The sequence below is a fragment of the Pelomonas caseinilytica genome (genome assembly GCF_021353235.1).
Lineage (GTDB): Bacteria > Pseudomonadota > Gammaproteobacteria > Burkholderiales > Burkholderiaceae_C > Pelomonas > Pelomonas caseinilytica.
In genome coordinates this window covers 502,871-521,957 of record NZ_JAJTWT010000003.1, presented here as the reverse complement: position 1 = coordinate 521,957, position 19,087 = coordinate 502,871, and the positions used below count along the sequence as shown (strand labels likewise).

Sequence of the window (19,087 nt, the reverse complement as noted above, 5' to 3'; positions counted from 1 at the left end):
CCCAGGCCGGCGCCAACCGACAATGGCGGGCTGTTCAAGCCCGCCATTTTTCATGCCTGCCGATTTCGACGACGCCCCCCTGTACGAGCCGCGCCTGTGGCGTGACAACGGCTGGACCGCCCAGGTCATCAAGAACGAGGACGACGAAGGCTGGGCCGTCGCCATGTACAAGGCCGGCGAAAGCGAGCCCGCCCTCGTCGGCCCCTGGACCATGGGCCGCGACAAGAAGAACCCCAAGCCGCTGGACGTCAACGCCTTCAACACGCTGGTGAAGACGGCCTCCGAGGTCATCCGCCGCCACGAGCAGCAGCTGCACGCCCAGCTCAACAAGACGCTCTACGTCGCCCGCGACGGCGCCTGGCTGAAGGTGACGCTGGAGATCGTGCCGGCCGAGGACGACCCCTACGCCTGGCTGCGCGCGCACGATGCGGCGGGCGCCCAGCTCGCGCAGGTCAAGGTCGGCGCCGGTTTCCGGTTCAGCCAGTCCGCCGCCGAGGCCTGGGTCGACGCCGGCTTCGAGCGCCCGTCCACACGCGACTGACCGGGCCGGCCGACGGGCTCAACTCCAGGTCCGATTGCGGCCAGACGCGCGCAGCCCGCGTCCGAAGAATGGCGTGCATCCCATCCACTGGAGCACGCCATGTCCTTCCGCGTCACCGGGCTGTCCGCCCAACCCTTTGCCCACCTGTTCGGCCTCAGCGACGACGAACTCGCCCGCCACGGCGCGGTGCGCCTGATGACCGCGGAAGGCGACCGCCATCCCGACCGCGTCGAGCTGCGCCTGGCCCGCCCGGGCGAGGCCGTGCTCCTGGTCAACCACGAGCACCAGAGCGCCGACACGCCCTACCGCTCCCGCCACGCCATCTTCGTGCGCGAGCATGCCGAGGCGAGCTTCGACGCGGTCGACCAACTGCCGCCGATGCTGCGCAGCCTGATGTCGCTGCGCGCCTTCGACGCGGACGGCATGATGGTCGACGCCGACATCGCCGAAGGCGACGCGGTCGAGGGCTTGATCGAGCGCCTGCTCGCGCAGCCCGAGGTGGCCTATGTGCATGCCCACTACGCCCGGCGCGGCTGCTACGCCGCCCTCATCCGCCGGGCCTGAGCCCCCGCAGCCCGGGGGCTACCCCCAAGTTCGAAGTGAGCAGTTCTGAGCGGCGCCGGATAGATTTCACCGGTCTGTCCATGGAGCCCCTCATGACGCTTCAGCCCCGCCTGTCGCTGCTGGCCGCCGCCAGCCTGCTCGCCGCCGCTCCCACCTGGGGTGCGACGCTCTTCACGCTGCCGGCACCCACCGCGGCCCTGGAGACCAACACCTCGGTGCCGGCCAGCTTCTCGGCCGGCGCGGGCGCGGGCGTGGTCAGCTTCACCCTGGCCGGCTACGCGACGCTGGACGGCGACAACTTCTTTATCGACATCCTGCACGTGAGACTGAACGGCACCGAGATTCTCAGCGGCACCTGGGATCTCGGGGGCGGCGGCGTCAATCGCGTGCTGGTCGACCCCAACGGCGCCACCATCAACAGCGTCGGCAGCCAGCAGCTCGGCATCAGCATTCCGGTCAACCTCGTCGCCGGCAGCAACCAGCTCGTCTTCAGCTACGAGAGCCCCAACAGCTTCGAAGGCACGGACCGTGCCGGCTTGCAGGGCCTGGGCGACGAAGGCTGGGGCCTGAACGCGGTCAACGTGAGCGGCGTGGCGCCGGTGCCCGAACCCGCGCCTGGCGCGCTGCTGCTGGCCGGCCTCGCCGTACAGGGCTGGCGGGCCCGCCGCCGCTGATCAGCCAGCGTCCAGCGCGACGACGCTCAGCGCCGCCGCGTCGCGCGGCAGCGTCGCCAGCCGCGACCCGTCGGGCGCGATGACGACGCTGGCCCCGAAACCGAGCTGACCCGGCGCATTCAGCGATACCGGCCAGTTGCTCTGCAGCACCCAGGCCCCGAGGCCGCGCGCGAGCGCCGCCGCACCGGCCCGGTAGGCCTCGCACAGGGCGGTCTGCCCGGCGTCCGTCTCGCCGACGTAGCTCGGCCAGAAGATGACCCGCGGCCGTGCGGCGTCGGGGCCGGCCGGCAGTGCGGCCTGCAATTCGGGAAGGAGCTCGGCGCCGTCCAGCATCTCCCGGCACAGCACCGAGGTCGCCAGCAGGCTGCCGATGCGCATCCAGCCCCGCGGCCCGCCCGGCGCGAAGAAGGACGCCTCGCTCGGCGTGAGTCCGCGCTTGTGCACGCGGCCGAGCTCCCGCCCAGCGGCATCGACATAGAGATGGCTGTTGAACACCGCCCCGCCCTCGCCCACCGTCGGCAGGCCGACCACCGCCGCGAGGCCAAGGCGGGCGCAGGCGGCGCGCAGGCGGTCCTGCGCATCGCCCAGGGCCAGGGCGTCCAGCTGCGCGGGCATGCGGCGATGAAAGCCGGTCAGCGCCAGCTCCGTGCAGACGCAGCCCTCGGCGCCGGCCGCCGCCGCCTCCTCCAGGGCCCCCAGCGTCTCGGCGAGGTTGCCCGCCAGCGTCCAGTGCATGCGCGGCTGAACGACCGCCCAGCGCGGCGCGCCGCCGCTCACGCCGCGATCTCGAAGCTCAGGCCCGCGCGCTGCTGCAGGCGCCGCACCAGGGCCAGGCCCATGGCGCTGCCGGGCGTCCAGACGCCGCCGGGCGTGGCGTCGCGGCCCACGTCCTGCACGAGGCACAGCGCCGCTTCACTGATCAGTTTGCAGGTCGAGCCGTAACCCGGGTCGCGGTCGCCCTTGACGACGGCGCGCAGCATGCGGCCATCGGCCGCACGGCCGGTGAACCAGACCTCGTAGCGGCCCGCCTCGCGCGCCGCCGCGTCGGGCCCGTCGCCGGGCTGGGTCAGCACGAAGCGGCGCAGCAGCGCGCGCGTCGGGCCAAAGCCCAGCAGCAGGTTCTGCAGCCGGGTGAAGCGCGCCAACGCCCGGGCCTTGCGGCGGCCCTTGTCGCCCTGCCCCGGCCTGCCAGTCAGCATCTTCTCGCTGTAGACGAAGCCCTCGCCCCAGGGATGGCCGCGCAGCGCATTGCTGCGGTGGACGTTCTTGGTGTTGATGGTGGCCATGACGAAGGGGCCAGTCCAGGCGTCAGCCCAGTCGTCGAAGTCCGCCCCCTGGTCGGCCGGCTGCCGGGGTCCCTTGAAGCCACCCGCCAGCGCGAAGGGGTTGCCCATCAGCTTGAGCAGGCCCGGTTCGCGGCGCACGGCCTCGATGGTTTCCATCATGCTGGCGAAGGTGCCGCCGGAGAAGGTGCCCTTGAGCTTCGCGACGCGCCCGCGCACCTCGGGCAACGGCGCGCCGAAGCGGCCCTGGGCCTCGGCCTGGAGGTAGACGACGCCGAGGTCGAAGGGAATGGAGTCGAAGCCGCAGGAGAAGACGATGCGAGCGCCGCTTCGCTCGGCCAGCGGCGTCAGCCTGTCGATCATCCGGGCCATCCACAGGGGCTCGCCGCAGAGGTCGACGTAGTCGGTGCCGGACTCGGCACAGGCCGTCGCCAGCGGCTCGCCGTGCCGCTGGTAGGGCCCGACGGTCGTGATGACGCAGCGGGTGCGCGCGACCAGGGCCTTGAGCGACGCCGCATCGCCCGCGTCGGCCTTGAGCAGGGCCACGGCCGGCGGCAGGTGGAGTTCGTCTCGCACGGCCGCGAGCTTGTCCAGGCTGCGGCCGGCGATGGCCCAGCGGGCACCCGCCGCGCCGCTCAGGTGGAGGTATTCGGCCACGAGGCGGCCGGTGAAGCCGGTCGCGCCGAAGACGATGAGGTCGAATTCCTTGTCGTTGCCGTCGTTCACGAGGCCTTGCCCTTCATCGCGAGCCAGTCGCTGCGCAGCAGGGACAACGAATGGCAGTCCACGTACTCGCCGGCCACGAAGACGATGCCGCGCTGGATGCCCTCGTGCTTGAAGCCGCATTTCTCAGCCACGCGGCGCGAGGCATGGTTGTGCACCGACATGCCGCAGGACAGCCGGTTCACCGGCCAGTTGTCGAACAGGTAGTCCACCAGCAGCGCGGCGGCCTCCGTGGCCAGCCCCTGGCCGCGCAGGGCGACGTCGGCGAGGGTCCAGCCGATCTCGCGAGCCGTCGTGTAGCGGGCCGCGGCGAAGTGCACCACGTCGCCGATGACGCTGCCGTCGATGAGATGGCAGATCAGCAGGCGCTCGGCGTCCTCGCCCGAAAAGCCGTTGTCCTTCCAGCGCTGCTCGATGGTGTGCGGCGGCATCATGCGCGAGCCGAGAAACTGGCCGCGGATCTGCGGGTCGCCCGTCGTGCGCTTGAGCCAGGGCAGGTCTTCCTCGGTCACGTGGCGCAGGCCGACGCGTTGTCCTCTGAGCATGTCTTCAGTCCCTTGAATGAAAAAGCCCGGCCGGAGCCGGGCCTAAGCCTGTAGTTTCGGGCCGAGCGCCGGGCCGCCCCAAGCCGGCCCGTCTGGCGATGTTGACCGGGCCCAATGCCCGGTCAATCGCCGTCTCCATGGGGGACCGACCAGGGGCGCCCGCCTTCAGCGCGGCGCGCCTGGGCGAGGGGTCAAAAATGAATCCCGCGCATCATCTGCTGCAGCGCAATCGCCTCAGGCGACAGGCCGCCGCCCTTGCCCTTCTCGCCCTTGGCGGCATCGCTGTCCGGGAACATGCGGAAGCTGGTGTTCATGACGATCTGCGCAATGCGCGGCGCCGCGGCATGCAGCAGTTCGCCGGAGATGCCCAGGCGCGTCGCGATGCGCACCGGCTTGCTGATGCAGGCCTGGGCGATCATGTCGGCGGCCTCTTCGGGCGACAAGGTCGGCACGTTGTTGTAGATCTTGGTGGGCGCGATCATCGGCGTGCGCACCAGCGGCATGTTGATGGTGGTGAAGGTCACGCCGGTGTCGGCGAATTCGCTGGAGGCGCAGCGAGTCCAGGCGTCCAGCGCCGCCTTGCTGGCCACGTAGGCGCTGAAGCGCGGCGCATTGGTCAGCACGCCGATGGAGCTGATGTTGACGACATGGCCACGGCGCTTGGCCACCATGCCGGGCAGCAGGCCCATGGTCACGCGCAGGCAGCCGAAGTAGTTCAGGTCCATGGTCCGCTGGAAGTCGTGGAAGCGGTCGTAGCTGGACTCGATGGCGCGGCGGATGGAGCGGCCGGCGTTGTTGATCAGGAAGTCGACGCCACCGAAGTTGGTGTTGCACCACTCGATCAGGTTGGCGCTGCCCTCGGCGTCGGCGATGTCGCAGGCGAAGGCGTGCACCTGCGCGTCCTTGCCGGCCTTGGCCTTGATCTCGGTCACGGCATCCTTCAGCTTGGCCTCGTCGCGCGCGCAGATCAGCGTGATGGCGCCGGCCTCGGCGAACTTGACGGCCGCGGCCAGGCCGATGCCCGACGAACCGCCGGTGACCAGCACCACCTTGCCCCCGGTCGCCCCCTTGAGCGAGCGGTCGATGAAGAGATCGGGATCGAGATGACGCTCCCAGTAGTCCCACAACCGCCAGGCGTAGTCGTTCAGGTCGGGGCAGGCGATGCCCGAGCCCTTCAGCGCCGCCTCGGTGTCGCGACAGTCGAAGCGCGTGGGGTAGTTGATGAAGGTGAACATGTCCTCGGGCAGGCCGAGATCTCTCATGACGGCATTGCGGATGCGGCGCACCGGCGCCAGCGCCATCAGCCCCTTCTTGACGCTCTTCGGGATGAAGCCCATCAACGCGGCGTTGATGAACAGGTTCATCTTGGGCGCGTGGGCAGCCTTGCTGAAGATGTCCAGCACGTCGCCGACGCGGTAGCCCTTGGGATCGACCAGGTGGTAGCAGCCGTGGCCCTTGCTGACCTTGTGGGAGATGTGGTCCAGCGCGTCGACGACGAAGTCCACCGGCACGATGTTCATGCGGCCGCCTTCCAGCCCCACGCTGGGCATCCACGGCGGCAGGATCTGGCGCATGCGCTGGATCAGCTTGAACACGTAGTAAGGCCCGTCGATCTTGTCCATCTCGCCGGTGCGCGAGTCGCCGACGACCATGGCGGGGCGGTAGACCGTCCAGGGGCGCTTGCACTCCTTGCGCACGAGCTTCTCGCTCTCGTGCTTGGTCATGAAGTAGGGATGATCGAGGTTCTCGGCCTCGTCGAACATGTCCTCGCGGAACACACCCTCGTACAGGCCGGCGGCGGCGATGGAGCTGACGTGGTGGACGTGGCCCGCGTCGATGGCCTGCGCGAACTCGACCATGCTGCGCGTGCCCTCGATGTTCACGGCCACCTGCGATTCCTCGTCGGCGCTGAGGTCGTACACCGCGGCGAGGTGGTAGAGGTGGTCGATCTGACCCTTGAGGCCCTTGACGACGTCGGAGGCCACGCCGAGCTTCCTGGCCGTGAGGTCGCCGTAGACGGGAATCGCGCGGTTCTTGCCCACGCCCCAGTAGGCGAGCAGGTCGGGCAGCTTGGCGGCGCTTTCCTCGCGCATCAGGAAGTAGACCGTGCTGCCGCGGCGGCCCAGCAGCTTCTTGACGAGCCGCTTGCCGATGAAGCCTGTGGCGCCGGTGACGAAATACTGCATGCGGGTCTCCTGATTCTTGGGTTTGATGACAGTCGCGCCAGATTCTTCACCATCGCCGAAAGCAGCCCGCTGGGCACTTTCCCGAGGAGCACCGTAGAGGCCCGCCACTAGGAATCCCCGTGCCGATGCGGGATGTGGCCGCTAAAGTGCCAGCGGCAACTCGCACACTCGAAAGGACACTCCATGGTCAAGAAGCTCCAGAAGATGGCTGACAAGAAGAAGGCTGCCGCGGCCACAGGCTTCCCGGCCGGCCTGCTCGACAGCGCGATGGCCCAGAACGTCAAGGACAGCGCCCAGCAGATCTGGGCCGCCGGTCTCGCCTCCTTCGCCAAGGCCCAGGGCGAAGGGCAGAAGGTCTTCGAGGCCCTTGTCTCGGAAGGACTGAAATTGCAGAAGAAGACCCAATCCGCCGCCGAGGAGAAGCTCACCCAGGTCGCCAGCAAGGTCAGCGGCATGGCCGGCGACGTCGGCGCCAAGGCCGGCCAGCACTGGGACAAGCTCGAGACCATCTTCGAGCAGCGCGTGGCCAAGGCCCTCAAGAGCCTGGGCGTGCCCTCTGCCGGCGACATCGAGAGCCTGATCCAGCGCATCGATGGCCTGGCCGTCGCCGCCGGCATCAAGAAGGCCGCCGCTCCCGCCAAGAAGGCTGCCGCCCGCAAGGCCGCGCCCGCCAAGAAAGCCCCGGCTGCACGCAAGGCCGCCGCGGCCCCCGCCAAGAAGGCTGCCCCGGTGAAGGCCGACGCTGCACCTGCCAAGAAGACCGCCGCCAAGGCGCCGGCCAAGAAGGCCGCTGCACCGGCCGCGAAGAAGGCGGCGGCCCCCGCCAAGAAGGCCGCTCCGGCCCGCAAGGCGCCCGCGGCCAAGAAGGCTGCAGCCCCCGCCCCCGCGGCGTCGACCGAGCAGGCCGCCCAGGCCTGAGCCGCCGGCACTGAGGCCGCCGACCGATGAGCCCACGCGGGACACCCCAGGGTCGCACCCGCAAGGGCGCGTCGCCCGTGCGGCCCCGCATCGGGCTGGCCCTGGCCGGCGGTGGCCCGCTGGGGGCCATCTATGAGGTCGGCGCGCTTTGCGCGCTCGAAGAAGCGGTCGAGGGCCTGGACTTCAGCGCCTGCGACGGCTACATCGGCGTCAGCGCGGGCGGCTTCATCGCCGCGGCCCTGGCCAACGGCATGCGGCCGCGCGAGCTGTGCGCGGCCTTCATCGAGAACACGGCCGAGCCGCCGGACCGCTTCGACCCCGGCGAGCTGCTGCAGCCCGCCTGGCAGGAGTTCGGCGAGCGCCTGCGGCAGCTGCCTGGCGTGCTGGCAGGCGCCGCCCGCGAAGTGCTGCTCGAAGGCCGCTCGACCCTCGGCACCATGGAGCGCCTGGGCCGCGTGCTGCCGACCGGCCTGCTGTCCAGTGACCGCTTCGGCGAGGCCCTGACCCGCGTCTTCGCCGCGCCCGGCCGCAGCAACGACTTCCGCACGCTGGGCCGCCGCCTCGTGCTGGTGGCGACCGACCTGGACAGCGGCGAGGCCGTCGCCTTCGGCACCGAAGGCTGGGACCATGTCCCCATCTCGCGCGCCGTGCAGGCCAGCGCCGCCCTGCCCGGCCTGTTCCCGCCGGTGGAGATCGATGGCCGCTACTTCGTCGACGGCGCCCTCAAGAAGACCCTGCATGCCTCGGTGCTGCTGGATCGCGGCCTGGACCTGCTGATCTGCCTCAACCCCCTCGTGCCTTACGCGAGCGACCGCCGCTCCACGGCGCGCGACGAGCGCTCGCGCCGCGCCCGCGAGCTGGCCCGCAAGCTGGGCCGCCCCGCCGTTCGCGCCGAGCGCCCGCGCATCCACCGCCTGGTCGATGGCGGCCTGCCGCTGGTGCTGGCGCAGACCTTCCGCTCCCTCATCCACTCGCGCCTGGCCCTCGGCCTGAAGGGCTACGAACTCACCCATCCGCAGACCGCCATCGTGCTCTTCGAGCCCGACCCGCACGATGCGGAGTTCTTCATGGCCAACACCTTCAGCTACCGCGAACGCCGCCATCTGGCGGAGCACGCCTACCAGGTGACCCGCGAGCGGCTGCGCAGCCATGCGGCCACGCTCGGGCCGCAGTTCGCCCGCGCGGGCCTGGCCCTGCGTGAGGACGTGCTGGCCAACCGCGAGGCCCGGCTGCTGCCGCTGCCGGGCGAGACGCGCATCGAGCAGGCCCTGCGTTCGCTGCGCGGCGTCCTGGCCGTGCTGGAGGCGCGCGCCGACGACGCCTGATCAGGCCGCGTCCACCAGCCGGCGCGTGATGGCCGCGCGCAGCGGCGGCAGGTAGCGGGCGACGTCGATGACGGCCCGCCGCAACGCCAGCACCGGCGCCCGGTCGTCGGTGAAGAAGCGCACCAGGGCATTCGTGCCGGCATACAGCGGCCCCGCCTCGCGGCGGTGCTCGGCCTCGTAGGCCAGCAGCGGTGCCAGTTCGCCGGGGTCGCGCCCCGGCGCAAGCCGCCGCGACAGCGCCTCGATGCCGTAGAGGCCGAGGTTGTAGCCATGGGCCGTGACGGGGTGCATGCCCACCGCGGCGTCGCCGATCAGCGCGATGCGCGGGCCGGCGAAGCGCTCGGCCCAGACGGCGACGAGGGGATAGACATGGCGGGCCCCCGCCACCTGCATGGCGCCGAGGCGGCCCTCGGCCGCGGCCTCGATGGCGGCGGCCAGTTCGCGGTCGTCCATGGCCAGGATGCGTGGCAACTCGGCGTTCGCAATGGTCCACACCGCCGAACTGCAGCGGCCGGTCTTGGGCAGCAGGGCCAGCGTGTGGCCTTGCAGGAAGCACTCCTGCGCCAAGCCGTCGTGCTCACGCTCGTGGGCCAGCGGCACCAGCAGGGCGCTGCGGCCGAAATCGCGGTGGCGGGCGCCGATGCCGGCCAGGCGCCGCAGCGCCGAAAAGCGGCTGTCGGCGGCGACCACCAGGGGCGCGGCATGCACCTCGCCGCAGCGCGTCGTCAGCCTCGCCTCGTCGGCCGTGCGCTCGAAGCCGGTCACGGTGCGCCCGCACAGCACCGGCACCCCGCGCTCCTGGGCACCGGCCCAGGCCGCGGCGCGCAGATGGCAGTTGCCCACCAGCCAGCCGAGGTCCTGGCCGCCGGCCTCGAAAGGCAGCGGCGTGCGCGTGCCGCTGGAGCGCACGCTGGCGCGCCGCAGCGGCGCCACGTCGGGCAGGCGGGCCCACAGGCCCAGGCCCTCGAGCAGCCGCCGCGAGCGGTGGGTCAGGGCGATCTCGCGGCCATCGTCGGCGGGCTCGGCCAGGGCCCGGGACTCGGACTGTTCGAGAACAGTCACCGCGAGGCCGCGGTCGTGCAGGGCGCAGGCCAGGGCGAGACCGGCGGGACCGGCGCCGCTGATCAGCACCTGGGGAGGGGTGGTGGGAGGATTCATGGCAACTCGCAGCCTAGGCCGCCGCGGCCATCGCCGCCTTGACCCAGGTCAGGCCGCCTCGTCCGCCGCGTCGGCCTCCGCCAGGGTCTGCAATTCCACGAGACGGCGGTAGAGCCCGCCGTCCAGGCCCATCAGCACTTCGTGCGTACCCCGCTCCTGCAGCCGGCCGTGGTTGAGCACCAGGATCTGGTCGGCCGCCCGGATGGTGGAGAGGCGATGGGCGATCGCGACCACCGTCACGCGGCCGTGCAGCGTGGCCAGGGCGTCGCTGACGCGGCGCTCGGTGGCGCTGTCGATGTTGCTGGTGGCCTCGTCGAGGAAGAGGATGCGCGGCGTTCCCGCCAGGGCACGCGCCATCGCGAGCAGTTGCTTCTGGCCGGTGGAGACGCGGGCACCGCCTTCGCCGAGCAGGGTGTCGTAGCCCTGGGGCAGCGCGGCGATGAAGTCGTGGGCACGGGCCGCCTGCGCCGCCGCCTCCACCTCGGCGGCACCGATGCCGGGGCGGCCCATGGCGATGTTGTCGCGCACGCTGGCGGCCATGAGGTAGGGCTCCTGCGGCACCAGGCCCACGGCGTCGCGGAAGGCCGCGTCGGGCACGGCGGCCAGCGGCTGGCCGTCGACGCTGATGCGGCCCTGCTGGGCGTCATAGAAGCGCAGCAGCAGGGACAGCAGCGTGCTCTTGCCGCTGCCCGTGTGGCCGACGATGCCGACGAAGCTGCCGGCCGGGATGTCCACGTCGATGCCATGGAGCACGGGCCGCGCCGGGTCGTAGCCGAAGCTGACGCCCTCGATGCGCAGCGCCCCGGCCGAGATCACCCGCCCGTCCTGCGGCGGGCCGCTCTGCTCGGCCTCGGCGAGCAGAGCCTTGACACGCGACGCGGCCACCATGGCCTGCTGCAGCTGGCCGAACTGCATGGTGATCTGGATGAGGGGCTCCACCACCCGGGCGATGTAGCTCAGGAAGGCGTAGAGCAGGCCCACCTCCAGCCCTGACAGCTCGCGCCGCCCGAAGCTGTAGATGACCGTGACCAGCAGCAGCACGTTGAGCAGGTCCAGCGCGGGGCGCAACAGCCAGGCGTTGGCGCGCAGCTCGGCGATGCGCGACAGGCGGTGCTCCGCGTTCGTCGCCCCGAAGCGCTCGGCGAAGCGCCCCGCCGCGCCGCTGGCCTGCAGCACCGCCATGCCGGCCATGCTCTCGGCCATCTGCGCGTTGATGTCGCTGCGCAGCTGGCGGGTGCGCTGCACGGCCGGTGCCGACAGGCGCTGGTAGCCCAGGACGATGAGCACCATGGCTGGCACCAGCGTCGCCACGATGAGCATCAGCCGCCAGTCCAGCCAGGCCATGGCGACGAGCGAGCCGAGGACGACGATGGTCGAGTCCAGCATCACGTACAGCACCTGGCGGTAGAGCTGGTTGACGGCCTCGGTGTCGTTGGTGACGCGGCTGACGAGCTGGCCGGTGATGGCCTTGTCGAAGAAGGCCATGGGCAGGGCCAGCACGTGGGCGTAGACGCGCTCGCGCAGCCGCAGCACCGAGCGCCTCGCCACGCCGGCCATGCGCGACAGCTGGGCATAACGCAGCCAGCTGGCGGCCCAGCCCGTCGCCAGCATCAGCGCCAGCAACGCGCCCATCTCGGCGATGTCGTAGCGGCCGGGCAGCAGGTGGTGGTCGATGTAGCGCTTGCCCAGGATGGGGCCGAGCACGTCCAGCGCCGCGGCGGTGAGCAGCCACAGGCCGCCGCGCAGCAGCTGAGGCCGTTCGGGCCGCGCGGCATCCAGCAGCAGGCCGACGCTTTGCCAGGGGCGTTCAGGCGTCTTGCCGGTCACGGGCGGGTCTGCGCTGGCGTCCTTCATGCCGCCTCCAGGCTGGCTTCGATCTGCTGGTAGCGCCACTGCGCCGCATACCAGCCGCCCAGGGCCAGCAGCTCGGCATGCGTGCCGCGCTCGACCGCGAGGCCCTGCTTCAGCACCAGAATCTCGTCGGCGTCCATCACCGCCGAGAGCCGGTGGGCGATGACGATGACGCTGCGGTCGGGCCTCGCCGCACGCAGCTCGCGCAGGTGATCGAGGATGGCCGTCTCGGTGCCGGTGTCCACGGCCGACAGCGCGTCGTCCAGCACCAGCAACGGTGCGTCGGACAACAAGGCCCGCGCGATGGCCACGCGCTGGCGCTGGCCGCCGGACAGCGTCACGCCGCGCTCGCCGACCTCGGTCGCGTAGCCCTGGGGCAGGCGGGCGATGTCGTCGTGCACGGCCGCGAGCCGCGCCGCGGCCTCGACCTCGGCCTGCGTGGCCTGAGGGCGGGCCAGGGCGATGTTCTCGGCCACGGTGGCGGAGAACAGGAAGGGCTCCTGCGGCACCCAGGCGATGTGGGCGCGCAGGGTGGCCAGCGGCAGTTCGGGCAGGGGGACGCCTCCCAGCGCCAGCCCGCCGGCCTGGGGCTCGGCCTGGCGCAACAGCAGGCGCACGAGGGTGGACTTGCCGCTGCCGGTGGCGCCGACGATGCCCAGGGTGCGGCCCGGCGGCAGCGTGAAGTCCACGCCCTCCACCGCGGGCCGGCGCGCGCCGGGGAAGCCGTAGGTCAGCCCTCGGGCCTGCAGCGGCGCGGGCGACGGCAGGGCCGCCCTGCCCTCGTCGGCCAGCGTGAGGGGCGCATCCAGCACCGGAGCCAGCCGCCCCCAGGCGGCGCGGCCACGCTCCAGCAGCGCCAGCACCCAGCCCGCCGCGAACATGGGCCAGATCAGCTGGCCGAGGTACATGGTGAAGGCCGTCAGCTGGCCGATGCTGATCTCGCGCCGCGCGACCAGCCAGCCGCCCACGGCCAGGGCAATGGCGAAGGCCGCCGACAGCGTCATGCCCACGGCCGGCTCATAGGCTGCCTCCCAGCGCTGCGAGCGAAAGCTCGCCTCGGCCGCGCGGTCGGCGAGCTCGCCGAAGCGGGCGCGGCTGCGGTCCACGAGGCCGAGGGCGCGCAGCGTGCGCACGCCCGCCAGGCTTTCCTGCACCTGCTGGTTGAGGTCGCCGAAGCGCGTCAGCGAGTCCTGCGCGGCCTGGTGCAGATGCTGGGAGATCCACCAGAAGGCCAGGCCCATCAGCGGAAACGGCAGCAGCGCCGCCAGGCCCAGGCGCCAGTCGATGCCGACGGTCATCATCGCCAGCACCAGCACCAGGGTCTGGGTGCCGTCGAAGCCGGCGAGCATGGCCTCGCCGGCGGCCTGCTCGACGGTGTCGATGTCATTGGTGGCCAGGGCCATCAGGTCGCCGGTGCGCTGGGCCTGGAAATAGGCCGGCCCCTGCAGCGCCAGCCGCGCGAAGAGCCGCGTGCGCAGCCGGGCGCCGAGCTGGTAGGCCGCCTTGAAGAGGGTCAGCCGCCAGCCGGCGCGCAGCAGGTAGATGACGAGGCCCGCCGCCACCAGCAGGCCGAGCTGGCGCAGCAGCCCGGGTCCGTGCAATTGGCCGGCCACGAGGGCGTCGACGACGTGGCCCACCTGGCGCGGGATCCACACCGTCAACAGCGCGATGCAGCTCAGCATGGCGCCGGCAGCCGCGTAGGCGCGCCAGTGCTCGCGCACGAAGGCGGCGAGCATGCGGGAGAGGCCGGAAGAGGCGGACGGGGCGGACGGCGGGGACACGGGCATGGAACGCCGCAGTGTCGCCGGAGTTCGAAGGCCCGCGCCGCCGACCGGTTGACTCAGCGCCGGGTGCCGACGTCGGGATGACGGCGATGGGGGCGGACCACCAACACCGTGATGCCGTCCGGCGTCAGCTCGTAGACGACGCTGTACGGAAACACCCGCAGCCGAAGGATCGGCGTCCGCGGCTGCGCGGCGCACCGATGCCGGGCTGCTCGAGCAGGAGGCCGGCCGCATGCCAGAACTCCTTGATGAAGCGGGCCGCCAGCGCCGGTGAGCCCTGCCGCTCGTAAAAGGCGGCGGCCGCTTCGAGGTCGAGCTCGGCGGCGGGGTGGAGAACGACCTTCAACCGGGGAAGCGGGCTTGCAGGCGGGCCAGGGCCTCGTCGAGGAGCACCGGCTTGACCCGGCCCGACTTCAGCTCTTCCTGCCGCGCCTGGGCCACCGCCTCCCAGGCCGACTCCACTTCCGGGTCCCGTTCCAACCCTTCGACCAGGTGTTCCAGCAGACGCGACCGGTCCGCGGGTGAGAGCTTCTCCACCTCGGCTTGCAGCGCTTCAAGCGTACTCATCCGGATCCCCCAGGCACGACGGCAACGGTGGCTAGCTTGCCACATTGCGGCGGGCCACGAGCCACAAGCCGCACCAGGTCAGCAAGCCGTTGAGCAGCAGCAGCTCCAGCCCGATCTGGTAGCCGCCCCAGGGCTGGCCGAAGTCGAGCACCGCGCACAGCAGCGGCGCGGCCAGGCAGACCCCCACGAGGGCCGCGGCCGACACCCTGCGCGGCGTGAACAGTGCGAAGGCGAAGAGGCCCAGCAGCGGCCCGTAGGTGTAGCCGGCCAGCTTGAGGATGAGGTAGATCATGCTGGCGCTGTCCAGCGCCTTGAAGCCCAGCACCAGGGCCAGGAAGAGGACGGCGAAGCCGACGTGCACGCGGCGCCGGGTGCGGGTGTCCTCGGTGCCGACCTGCAGCAGGTCCAGGCAGGTGCTGGCGGTCAGCGCCGTGAGGGCGCCGTCGGCGCTGGGCAGCAGGGCCGACACCAGGGCGAGCACGAAGACGGCCTGCACCCAGGCGGGCAGGTGCTGCATGACGACGGCCGGAAAAAGGGCATCGCCCCGGACCTCGAGCCCATGCTGGCGGGCGAAGAGGGTCAACAGGCCGCCGAGCAGCAGGAAGGCCGTGATGACGAGCAGCAGCAACCCGGCGAGCAGCAGCAGGTTCTTCTGCGCGTCGCGCAGCCGGGCCACCGACAGGCTCTTCTGCATCATCTCCTGGTCCAGGCCCGTCATGGCGATGGTGATGAAGACGCCTGCCAGCACCGCCTTCACGGAGAAGTCGCGGCTCAGCGGGTCGCCGACCCAGACGCGCGACAGGCCGGCCGCGTCGAGCTGGGCGAGCGTGCCGGGCTGCCACAGCAGCACCGTGCACACCACCAGGCCGGTCAGCATGCCGGCGGTCTGCAGCGTGTCGGTCCACACCAGGGCCTTGACGCCGCCCTCGACGGTGTAGAGCAGGATCATCGCCAGCACGACCGCCGCGCCCACCGCGAAGGGCAGGCCCAGCGGCCCGAGGATGAGGGTGTGCAGCACCTGCACGACCAGGTAGAGCCGGGCCGTGGCGCCGACCGTGCGCGAGAGCACAAAGTAGGCCGAGCCCAGGCGCTGCGCGACCGGCCCCAGCCGCGCGCCGAGGAACTCGTAGATCGACGCCAGCCCCAGCCGGTGGTAGGCCGGCAGCAGCACGTAGGCGATGACGACGTAGCCCACCAGGTAGCCCAGCGTCACCTGCAGGTAGGTGAAGCCGCTGGCGGCGACGGAGCCGGGCACGCTGATGAAGGTGACGCCCGACAGCGAGGTGCCCACCATGCCGAAGGCGACCACGGGCCAGGGGCTGCTCCGCCCGCCGACGTAGAAGCCGGCGGCCCCGGCACGGCGGCTCGCCCGGTGGGCGACGTGGAAGAGAAGGGCGAAATAGGCGAGGACGCCCAGCAGCAGCAGACCCGGTGGCATGGAGGGGATGATGCCCGATGACGCCGCCGTGGCCCGGGCATGAAAAAGGGGCCCGAGGGCCCCTGGGGTCGAACCGGCCGCGATGCGCGGCCGGGCCCGGCGTCAACTGAACTCAGGGGTAGCTGATGTTCAGCGTGTAGCCCGAGCTGGTGCTGAAGCCGCTGTAGCTCTGCACCTTGATGTAGACGGTGCGGGCCGAGGTGCCGTTGGTGAAGGTCAGCGACTCGGAGGCCGTCGTGCCCTCGGACGAGGCCAGGCCGGCGCCGGAGGAGCTGACGAGGTAGAGGTCGTAGTCCACACCGCTGGGACCGGTCATGTCGACGCGGATCTTCTTGCTGGCCGGCAGGTCGATGCGGAAGTAGTCCTTGTCGGTGGTGCTGGAGATGAAGCCGGTGACCGTGGTCGCGGTGCCGAGGACGTTGGCGGTGGCGATGGTGTTGTTGGACTCCTTTTCGCTGGCCGAGGCACCGGCGTTGCTGACGTTGAAGCTCACCGGCGTCGATGAGGCGCTGTTGGCCGCCGCGTCGAAGGCCTTGGCCACCAGCGTGTGTGAGCCGTTGGGCAGGCCGCGCGAGTCCAGCGTCATCGAGTAAGGCGCCGTGGTGTCGGTGCCCTTGAGGGCGCCGTCGATCCAGAACTCGACCTTGGTCACGCCGACGTTGTCGCTCGCCGTGGCCGACAGCGTGATGGTGCCGCTGTTGCCCGTCTCGCTGGCGCTGACCGTGGGCGGCGTGGTGTCGCCGTTGTTGGCCGCGCCCTGGTTCACCCAGATGGGGGCGGACCAGAGGATCTTGCCGTCGCTCTGGGTGAGCTTGGCGTAGTAGACGTGCAGGCCGTCCGTCGGCGTGTGCGTGTAGCTGGCGCTGTTGGTGAGCAGGGTCATCGTGCCGTTGCGGCCCGGCACGCCTTCCCAGACCTCCACCAGCGACACCGTCTTGCCGGTGGTGTTGGCGAAGCCGATGTCCAGGTTGAGCGGTCCCTGGTTGTTGATGCGCGAACCCATGATGGCGCCGTTGGCGCTGAACACGACCTGGGAGTACTTGTCATGCGTGGCGAACACGCGGCGGGCGCGCACGGCCTCGAGGAAGCTGTCGCGCGTCAGCGGCGTGCCATTGGGAATGAGCACGGCCGTGCGGTTGGTATAGGAAGCTCCCCAGTTGGCGCAGTGGTTGTCCTGGTTGGTGGCGGGCGCGACGTGGAAGCCGCGCTCCAGGATCTTGCGGAAGGCTGCCTCGTAGCCCGAGCCGGGCTGCTGGGTCTCGTCGTCCTTGTTGGAGAAGGCGCTGGTGTTGGAGATCTCGGCCAGCACCATGACCTCGTCGCCGTCGGCGGTGTAGCCGAAGTCGGTGCCGTTGACGATGAACTGGCCGCTGGTGTCGGGGTGGTTGAACTGGCCGACCTGGCCGGCCGCGCGCATCACCGAGTACAGCGTGGCGTAGTCGTTCTTGGCGACGAAGCGGTGGCCGTAGAGCTGGTTGCTCGGGTCGTACTCCCAGGAGTAGAGCTCGTCGCTGTTGAAGATGTTGAGGTGGCCGCCGCCGCTGATGACGCCCCACTCCATGCCGTACATGGCCAGGAACCCGGGGTTCGCGGCGGTGTAGTTGCTGGCGGTGGTCAGGCCGTTGGTGTAGCGCGTCTTCGCCGTGGCGGCGGGGATGGTGCCCAGGCCCGAGCTGCCGTCGAAGTAGTGGTTGTGGTCGGTGTTGCCGAAGAAGTCCAGGCCCTTGCCCTTGGCGTACGGGAAGGCGGTGTCCGGGCCGAACTGGCCGGTCTGCGCGGCTTGCGACGAGTTGCAGGTGGCGAGGTCGCCGCCGCCGTCGGAGTCGTTGGTCTGGCCGTGCAGCGAGCCGTAGTAGACCGTGTAGGGCCAGCTGGCGATGGCGCCGGCGGCCATGGCCTTGGCGCGCGGCGCCTCGCCGCCGCTCAACTGGCTGCCCAGGGCCATGGCGCGGTAGGCCGGCATCCTGGCCGTGGGCGCGGCACCCATGACGAACTTGAAGGACTCGACGTGAGGCTCGTGAGCCACGCCCTCGGTGGCGAGCAGGGCCTCGGCACGCGCCGCGTCGGTGGCGCCGTCGGCGGCGACGTCGGGGTCCACGGCCAGGGCGGTCAGGCGGGCCTCGTAGACGCCATCGGCCAGGCTGGCCTGGCCGGTGCGGCCGGCCCAGTCGAAGCCCAGGGTCAGCGGCTTGCCCTTGAAGCGCTCCACGCCGGCAAAGGTCTGCACGACGGCGCCGGTAGGCGAGAGCAGCTCGAGCCGGTAGGCGAACTGTTCGCCCTCGGGGGCGCCCAGGTAGTTCATCGTCACGCCGAAGCGGCGTGCGCCGCTGGCCACGCCGCTGGTGAAGGGCACGGCCAGCTCGACCTCGAACTCATGGTGGTCCGGGTACTTGACGCTGGGATGGACGGCCGCGATCTGGGCCATGCCGTCGGTGGCGGCGGGCGTGGCGGTGGCGGTGCTGGGCGGGTTGGCGCCGCCGCAGGCCGCCAGCAACAGGGGCAGCAGGCAGGCCGCGAGCGGGCGCAGGGGGAAGTGGGGTGTGTTCACGAGTTCCTCGACGAAAGAAGAGTCCAGGGGCCGGGGGGAGAGATCAGTTCGCGCGGCGGCGGCGGGCCATCAGGCCGACGGTGGCCAGGCCGGCCAGCATCAGGGCGTAGGTGTGGGGCTCGGGCACGGGCAGCGGGGCATCGGGGATGGCGTTGCCGGTGAAGAGCACGTTGTCGTAGCGGATGGTGCCGCCCGTGCCGTAGCTGGCGCCGGTGCCGGTGGCCAGGTAGGACGAGGTGCCGGGCGCGAAGCTGGTGAGCAGCTGGATGCCGAAGTTGTCGTTGTCGTTGGCGCCGACGATGCTCGAGAAGTCGTAGGTGATGCCGTTGACGAAGGTCGTCGACTGGGCGGCCGGCATCAGGAAGCTGGTGGCCGTCTGCCAGGTGCTGCCGTCCAGCGTGTAGCGCAGCGTCGTCCAGGCCGAGGCGGTGTTGCTGTTGCGCTGGGCGAAGGACAGCACGATGTCGGTATAGCCCAGGGTGCTGACCGTGAACTGCACGCCGCGGGTCAGGTTGCCCGTGCCCTGGGCGGGGTAGCTGGTGGTGTTGAGCGCGCTGCCGGTGCCCGACCCGCCCGCGGACGAGAAGGTGACGGCGCCCACGGCGCTGAGCACGCCGCCGTTGGCCGTCTGCGTCGCCTTCGGCGCGGTGCAGTTGCTGGTGCAGTTGAAGCTGTTGAAGTTCCAGAGCGCGATGTCGTCGGCATGGGCAGCGCCGGAGACGGCCAGGGCGGCAAGAGCGAGGAGGCGGAATTTCATGGCGGGTACGACGGAGGAGTGGAGGATGCGAGGGCCGCCGTGAAACGCCGTTAGGCCAGCGGACCGCCGCAGCGTAGTGAGGCTTTTTTTACGGAGTAGGAAGACAATCCCGGGGGTATCCCGCGGGCGGTTCGTCACCAAACCTTCACATCCCGTCGCAAGCGCTTGTTTTTGCTGCAAAAAACAGGGCGCGGACGCAGCGGCCGGAGCGGCCGGCCAGGCCCC

The 19,087-nt window shown here is 71.1% G+C and carries 17 protein-coding genes; 5 read left to right on the top strand and 12 right to left on the bottom strand.

Annotation, left to right across the window (positions count from 1 at the left end):
• The first annotated feature begins 52 nt into the window (after positions 1-52).
• The 3 genes from LXT12_RS09625 to LXT12_RS09615 all read left to right on the top strand — a co-directional run bounded on the left by LXT12_RS09625 (position 53) and on the right by LXT12_RS09615 (position 1,779).
• The gene (locus LXT12_RS09625; protein WP_233391466.1) at positions 53-541 is read left to right on the top strand and encodes a hypothetical protein; all 489 of its coding nucleotides are present in this window, start codon (positions 53-55) and stop codon (positions 539-541) included.
• 99 nt (positions 542-640) lie between these two features.
• The gene (locus LXT12_RS09620) at positions 641-1,105 is read left to right on the top strand and encodes a DUF1203 domain-containing protein (RefSeq protein WP_233391464.1); all 465 of its coding nucleotides are present in this window, start codon (positions 641-643) and stop codon (positions 1,103-1,105) included.
• 92 nt (positions 1,106-1,197) lie between these two features.
• Positions 1,198-1,779 carry a hypothetical protein gene (locus LXT12_RS09615; protein ID WP_233391462.1) on the top strand — a complete coding sequence of 194 codons (582 nt, stop codon included), beginning with the start codon at positions 1,198-1,200 and terminating at the stop codon, positions 1,777-1,779.
• Here LXT12_RS09615 and LXT12_RS09610 read toward each other — a convergent pair whose 3' ends face one another.
• The 4 genes from LXT12_RS09610 to LXT12_RS09595 form a co-directional block, all read right to left on the bottom strand.
• Positions 1,780-2,556, bottom strand: a complete 777-nt coding sequence (locus LXT12_RS09610; RefSeq protein ID WP_233391461.1) for a nitrilase-related carbon-nitrogen hydrolase — start codon at positions 2,554-2,556, stop codon at positions 1,780-1,782.
• Positions 2,553-3,788 carry a saccharopine dehydrogenase family protein gene (locus LXT12_RS09605; RefSeq protein WP_233391459.1) on the bottom strand — a complete coding sequence of 412 codons (1,236 nt, stop codon included), beginning with the start codon at positions 3,786-3,788 and terminating at the stop codon, positions 2,553-2,555. Before LXT12_RS09605 ends, LXT12_RS09610 begins: the two co-directional genes overlap by 4 nt.
• On the bottom strand, positions 3,785-4,330 hold the full coding sequence (locus LXT12_RS09600; RefSeq protein WP_233391457.1) for a GNAT family N-acetyltransferase: 546 nt from the start codon (positions 4,328-4,330) through the stop codon (positions 3,785-3,787). The genes LXT12_RS09605 and LXT12_RS09600 overlap by 4 nt, the downstream gene beginning before the upstream one ends.
• 191 nt (positions 4,331-4,521) lie before the next feature.
• Entirely contained in the window at positions 4,522-6,516 is a 1,995-nt protein-coding gene (locus LXT12_RS09595; RefSeq protein ID WP_233391455.1) for an SDR family oxidoreductase, read from the bottom strand.
• Positions 6,517-6,699: 183 nt separating this feature from the next.
• Here LXT12_RS09595 and LXT12_RS09590 point away from each other — a divergent pair, with 183 nt between their 5' ends.
• Together LXT12_RS09590 and LXT12_RS09585 are read left to right on the top strand one after the other, a co-directional pair.
• Positions 6,700-7,434: a phasin family protein gene (locus LXT12_RS09590; RefSeq protein ID WP_233391453.1), complete on the top strand. Its 735-nt coding sequence runs from the start codon at positions 6,700-6,702 to the stop codon at positions 7,432-7,434.
• 77 nt (positions 7,435-7,511) lie between these two features.
• A complete protein-coding gene (locus tag LXT12_RS09585) occupies positions 7,512-8,759 on the top strand; it encodes a patatin-like phospholipase family protein (protein WP_233391452.1) in 1,248 nt (415 codons plus the stop codon).
• Here LXT12_RS09585 and ubiM read toward each other — a convergent pair whose 3' ends face one another.
• From ubiM to LXT12_RS09545, 8 genes are all read right to left on the bottom strand, one after another.
• Entirely contained in the window at positions 8,760-9,917 is a 1,158-nt protein-coding gene (ubiM, locus tag LXT12_RS09580; RefSeq protein ID WP_233391451.1) for a 5-demethoxyubiquinol-8 5-hydroxylase UbiM, read from the bottom strand.
• Between the two features lie 48 nt (positions 9,918-9,965).
• On the bottom strand, positions 9,966-11,771 hold the full coding sequence (locus tag LXT12_RS09575) for an ABC transporter ATP-binding protein (RefSeq protein ID WP_233391450.1): 1,806 nt from the start codon (positions 11,769-11,771) through the stop codon (positions 9,966-9,968).
• The gene (locus tag LXT12_RS09570) at positions 11,768-13,555 is read right to left on the bottom strand and encodes an ABC transporter ATP-binding protein (protein WP_233391449.1); all 1,788 of its coding nucleotides are present in this window, start codon (positions 13,553-13,555) and stop codon (positions 11,768-11,770) included. Before LXT12_RS09570 ends, LXT12_RS09575 begins: the two co-directional genes overlap by 4 nt.
• A 124-nt stretch (positions 13,556-13,679) precedes the next feature.
• Positions 13,680-13,898 carry a type II toxin-antitoxin system RelE/ParE family toxin gene (locus LXT12_RS09565; protein WP_233391447.1) on the bottom strand — a complete coding sequence of 73 codons (219 nt, stop codon included), beginning with the start codon at positions 13,896-13,898 and terminating at the stop codon, positions 13,680-13,682.
• Positions 13,895-14,119, bottom strand: a complete 225-nt coding sequence (locus LXT12_RS09560; protein WP_233391445.1) for an addiction module protein — start codon at positions 14,117-14,119, stop codon at positions 13,895-13,897. Before LXT12_RS09560 ends, LXT12_RS09565 begins: the two co-directional genes overlap by 4 nt.
• Before the next feature lie 31 nt (positions 14,120-14,150).
• Entirely contained in the window at positions 14,151-15,557 is a 1,407-nt protein-coding gene (locus LXT12_RS09555; protein WP_233391444.1) for a sodium:solute symporter, read from the bottom strand.
• Positions 15,558-15,669: 112 nt separating this feature from the next.
• Entirely contained in the window at positions 15,670-18,105 is a 2,436-nt protein-coding gene (locus LXT12_RS09550; RefSeq protein WP_233391443.1) for a CehA/McbA family metallohydrolase, read from the bottom strand.
• A 43-nt stretch (positions 18,106-18,148) separates the two neighbouring features.
• Positions 18,149-18,862, bottom strand: coding sequence for a PEP-CTERM sorting domain-containing protein (locus tag LXT12_RS09545; RefSeq protein ID WP_233391442.1), 714 nt, complete (start codon positions 18,860-18,862; stop codon positions 18,149-18,151).
• Between the last annotated feature and the right edge of the window lie 225 nt (positions 18,863-19,087).